Source organism: Microbacterium sp. ISL-103 (assembly GCF_018613995.1).
Lineage (GTDB): Bacteria > Actinomycetota > Actinomycetes > Actinomycetales > Microbacteriaceae > Microbacterium.
Window position 1 is genome coordinate 1 of the sequence record NZ_JAGGPD010000533.1, and the last position, 4440, is coordinate 4440.

The window sequence follows — 4440 nt, forward strand, 5'->3', positions numbered from 1 at the left end:
TCGTGAGCCGCGATTCGACGAGTTCGCGGCGATACCGACGGGTCCACGGCAGCCGCCCGACGCTCGCACCACCGAGCGCCACCACGGCGTCCGCACCGGCCAGGACATCGGGGTCGAGCTCTCTCTCCCCCGGCGACCATTCGACCTCGGAGGTGTCGCGCGGCAGGCGGCGCACCAGTGTCGTGACCTCGACGCCGTCTGCGCGCAGTGACGATGCGAGTGCTGTGCCTATGAGTCCTGACGCCCCGCTGATGACGATCCGCTGCGACATTGCTGCTCCTTCTGTGGTCTCCGTGAGTCTGTCACGTCCTCCTCCGTCTGGCGATGTCGGCGATGGCGGGTAGGTTGCGGCTGTGACCGAACCCGTGCAGTCCTGGTGGGCGAGACGCCAGTTCTCGCGAGACCGAGAGGTGCCCTACGAGGTGGGCACGTACCGATCCGGCTGGGCCGCCTACCCCGAGCTGATCCGTCAGTACCACCCCGAGCTCAACCACGGGGTCGCGCTCTCGCAGGTGCCGCTGGCGGCCGACGTGCTGCTGTGCTGGGAATGCAGGGTCGGCCACAGGTTCGCCGCGACGCCGACCGAGCAGCGCGAACGCCCGGGGCGGGTGCGTCGGCAGTCGTCGTGGTGCCCCGAGTGCTCTGCTCTCGCGCGACCGCAGTCCGTCATCCTCGGCGAGGCACGTGCGATCCCCCGAAAGCCCAAGCCTCCGACGACACTGTGCAGCAAGACCCCCGCCCTGCCGACCGGAGAGGCGTTCCTCAGCGAGTGCGCGCCCGCACCGGCATCAGCGGCCGAGGCCAGACTTCGGGCGGCGTTGGCGGCGCGGCTCGTCTTCACCTCTGAGGTCAACGCCGTCAAAGTCGCGCGTCCGTTCTTCCGCCACACCGAGGTCTGGCCCGACATCCTGCTGCCCGAGCTGCGGATCGCGGTCGAGTACGACACGGTCGGTCGCCACGGTCTCGAGCACGTCGGCAAGCGTGAGGAGGCCGACCGACGCAAGGACCGCGCGCTGCGGGCATCGGGGTGGGAGGTCGTTCGCATCCGCACAGGCCGTCTCGAGCCGATCGGACCCCGCGATCTGCAGATGTCATCGGTGACCGAGCGCGGCGTGGAACGCATCGTCGATACGCTCCGAGACATCAGAGGGCCTCTGCTCGTCGACGCGTATCTCGCATCGCGGTGACGGCGGCATCCCTCGACGCCGACGGACTCAGGCGTCTGGCCGGTGGACCTCGCGGACGACGGCCGACCATTCCGACATCAGGTACGTCGCATCGCCCGCCGCGACGATCTGCGCATTGTCGTTCGGCCCGACCTCGGGTCTCATGGTCAGCCCGCCGACGTCGAGGCTCGGGATGCTGAGTCTGATGCACTCGATGCTGCCCCGCACCAGCAGCTCCGCCGTCTGCTCGGGTGACGTCGCGGCACCCATCACCGCGTCGTCGTGCGCGACGAGGACCGCCTGCCAGACGGGCTGCCGGTCGTCGGGGTCGAGCGTGTACTGCAGCAGTCCCTGAGGGGCCGCCTCGACGACGATCATGATCGAGCCGGCGACCGGCCGCTCTTCCCCATCGTGCACGCCCATGCTGGTTCCCCTGACCCCGGCGTCCCCACGCCCGTAGTCCGATCAGAGTACTGCCAAAACTCGATGACGGAGCGCCTTACCGCGTGCGGATCTCAACCGATATATCTATCGGGGAATACGGAGGAGGACCCGTGACGAGCACCTATATCGAGACCGGCGGGCACGTGCGCGTGTACGACGACGCCGTGCGCACGCACCAGGAGTTCCCCCTCGGCACGTATCGCGTGCACTTCACCTCGAAAGAGGGGTTCAGTCTCGTCAAGGTCGACGACCTGACCGTGGGCACGGAGCGCGTCTACGGTGGGCGCGACAAGAAGGTCGACAAGATCTTCCGCTCGTACGCGCTCTCGGATCGCAGTCTCGGAGTGATGCTCTCGGGCGACAAGGGCATCGGCAAGACCCTCTTCCTGCGCATGGTCGCCGAGGAGGCGCGCGAGCAGTGCCTGCCCGTCGTGATCGTCTCGGACGACAACGACGGGATCGTGGAATTCCTCGACACCCTCGACGAGTGCCTCATCATCTTCGACGAGTTCGAGAAGATCTTCCCCGCCGGCCGCCGAGGCGGCGCTGACGGCAGCAACCGACAGAACCAGTTCCTGTCGCTTTTCGACGGGCTCTCGTCGGTCAAGCGGATCTACTGCCTCACGGTGAACGACATCAGCGATGTGAGCACGTACATCGTCAACCGCCCCGGCCGTTTCCACTACCACATGCGATTCGAGTATCCGGGTCCCGATGAGGTCAGGCAGTATCTGACCGATCAGGCGCCGAACGCGAACCCCGATGAGATCGAGAACGTGGCGCTGTTCTCGCGTCGCGCACGCCTGAACTACGACCACCTTCGTGCGATCGCGTTCGAGCTCCAGCAGCCGGATGCCCTCTTCGCCGAGGTCGTCGAGGATCTCAACATCAAGTCGGTGGAGCCGAGCACCTACCGCATCGAGGCGCGCTTCCCCGACGGCAAGGTGTGGTCGGAAGAGGTCGAGATGAACCTCTTCGAGCGCGGCGACGTCGGTCGCACGTTCGAGCTGCGCAATGCGACTCGGTCGATCTTCGCCTCGTTCGTTCCGAAGGATCTCATCTTCGAGCCGGACGGCAGCATCTTCGTGCCCATCCACAAGCTCGATCTGCTCGATGACGAAGACGAGGAGCCTGAGGTCTACCCGACGACGGTCAGCCTCATCCTGGTGGGTCAGGCGACCTACGGCTTCGGACTCTGAGCTTCCGCAGTCGCGCAGTCGCCGATGCGGCGGGGTGAACCGGTCAGACGCCCACGGCGTGCGACAGGATCGCCCTGGTGAATCGCTGCCCGCCTTCGGTGAGCCGCTCGAAGTACGCGTCGAGGACGGACGCGGACGAGCGCGATGCGGGCTCGTCGACGGTCATCGGCTCATCGGCGTAGTGCCGCTGCAGAGCATCCCGCAGCATCCGCACCGCTTCGGCGCGCTGCTGCGAGACGGCGGCGTGCGACACCCCGAGCTCGTCGGCGATCTCCTTGACGGTGCGGTCGTCGAAGTAGACGGCACGGATGATCCCGCGCTTGCGCTCGGGCAGCGCGTCGACCGCGCGGCGCAGGAAGTCGTCGCGTTCGGCGGCGATCGCCAGCTCCTCCGGCAGATACCCGGTCCACACGATCTCCGGCGCGTCCGGGGCGTCGAGGCTCGTGAGCAGGCGCTCGGCATCCGCGAGACCCTCGCGCACCTCGGCGGCCTCGACCCCCATCGCCGCCGCGATCTCGACGACCGAGGGAGTGCGTCCGAGGGTTGCCGCGAGCGTCTCGCTCACCTTCGTCGTCGCCTTCGCACGCGCACGCACTTCGCGCGGCGCCCAGTCCATCGACCGCAGCTCATCCATGAGCGCCCAGTTGATGCGTCCTCGCGCGAAGGCTCCGAACGGGACTCCGAGCGTCGCATCGAACTTCTCGGCAGCTCTGACGAGGGCGAATGCGCCGGCGGACGCGAGATCGTCGCGCGAGACCTGGGTGAGGCGGGAGGCGACGTAGGCGGTGGCCGCGCCCACGATGTGGAGGTGGTCGACCACGAGCTGGTTCCGGGCGCGCATCGGCATCGGATTCGTCTCTTTCACTGTAAGTGCAAGCCCTCCCCAGCGACTCACAGCGTGGCCCCTCCCCAGCGGCCGGATCTTCATTCAACTACATGCTAGGGCTGCACGGGTAAAGAAAGATCCCCGAAGGTGCAAACCTTCGGGGATTCTCGTTTACGTTCAGATAACGATGGCTAGTCGTTCACCTTCACACGCCGGTTCACCTCGCGTGTCGCAGAGAACTTCAGCACCGTGTAGTCGTTGACCTCGGCATCGCCGTCCTGCTTCGCGAACTGCACGCGGTGGCCCTTGTGCGTCTGCGGATAGAACTTGCCGAAATTGGTGAGAGTCACCGTGTTGCCGCGTCCGACGAGATCGAGCAGTTCGTCGATCATCGCGTTGTACGCGGTCTGCGCGGTCTGCACCGAGATGCCGCCTCGTCGCGCGAATCTCTGCACGAACTCCCGCTTGCTCACGCGGTTGGTCTCGAGCGTCCTTGATGTGCTCATCGTGTTTTCCGTCCCATGGAATGCTCGTCGCCGAGCGTTGTGCGCTGTACCCCTACCAGCCGCATCCGTGGCGGACGCAGGTCCCCTTGCTCCTGCGACATGCCCCGGGATAAGCCAGTACCCCAGCCTGTGCTCCTCAGAGGATAGACGTTCTTCCTTGGTATATGCGGTGAATATCGGAATCCTCTGCTTCCCCGATGTTCCCGCCTGGCTGCTAGTGAACGACCATCGGCTCCTGCGGCACCGACAGCGCGGCCGCGCGGGCGGCATCGCGTGCCCGACGGGCGGACCGCGTGGAG

6 protein-coding genes are annotated in these 4440 nt (G+C 66.5%); 2 read left to right on the plus strand and 4 right to left on the minus strand.

Going from position 1 to position 4440, the window contains the following annotated elements; genetic code table 11:
* Nucleotides 1–271: NAD-dependent epimerase/dehydratase family protein (locus J7E68_RS17165; RefSeq protein WP_215174635.1), on the minus strand; the 271-nt coding region annotated here is incomplete at its 3' end.
* An 82-nt stretch (nucleotides 272–353) separates the two neighbouring features.
* Between J7E68_RS17165 and J7E68_RS17170 the strand changes: the two genes are divergently transcribed.
* Nucleotides 354–1187, plus strand: coding sequence for a zinc-ribbon domain-containing protein (locus J7E68_RS17170; protein ID WP_215174637.1), 834 nt, complete (start codon nucleotides 354–356; stop codon nucleotides 1185–1187).
* A gap of 27 nt (nucleotides 1188–1214) precedes the next feature.
* Here J7E68_RS17170 and J7E68_RS17175 read toward each other — a convergent pair whose 3' ends face one another.
* The gene (locus J7E68_RS17175; RefSeq protein ID WP_215174639.1) at nucleotides 1215–1589 is read right to left on the minus strand and encodes a hypothetical protein; all 375 of its coding nucleotides are present in this window, start codon (nucleotides 1587–1589) and stop codon (nucleotides 1215–1217) included.
* Nucleotides 1590–1720: 131 nt separating this feature from the next.
* On the opposite strand from J7E68_RS17175, the gene J7E68_RS17180 reads away from it, so the two are divergent.
* On the plus strand, nucleotides 1721–2809 hold the full coding sequence (locus J7E68_RS17180) for an AAA family ATPase (RefSeq protein ID WP_215174641.1): 1089 nt from the start codon (nucleotides 1721–1723) through the stop codon (nucleotides 2807–2809).
* Between the two features lie 43 nt (nucleotides 2810–2852).
* On the opposite strand, the gene J7E68_RS17185 is transcribed toward J7E68_RS17180, so the two are convergent.
* Nucleotides 2853–3656, minus strand: coding sequence for a sigma-70 family RNA polymerase sigma factor (locus tag J7E68_RS17185; protein ID WP_215174643.1), 804 nt, complete (start codon nucleotides 3654–3656; stop codon nucleotides 2853–2855).
* Between the two features lie 170 nt (nucleotides 3657–3826).
* Nucleotides 3827–4141 carry an HU family DNA-binding protein gene (locus tag J7E68_RS17190; RefSeq protein WP_215174645.1) on the minus strand — a complete coding sequence of 105 codons (315 nt, stop codon included), beginning with the start codon at nucleotides 4139–4141 and terminating at the stop codon, nucleotides 3827–3829.
* Nucleotides 4142–4440 lie beyond the last annotated feature (299 nt).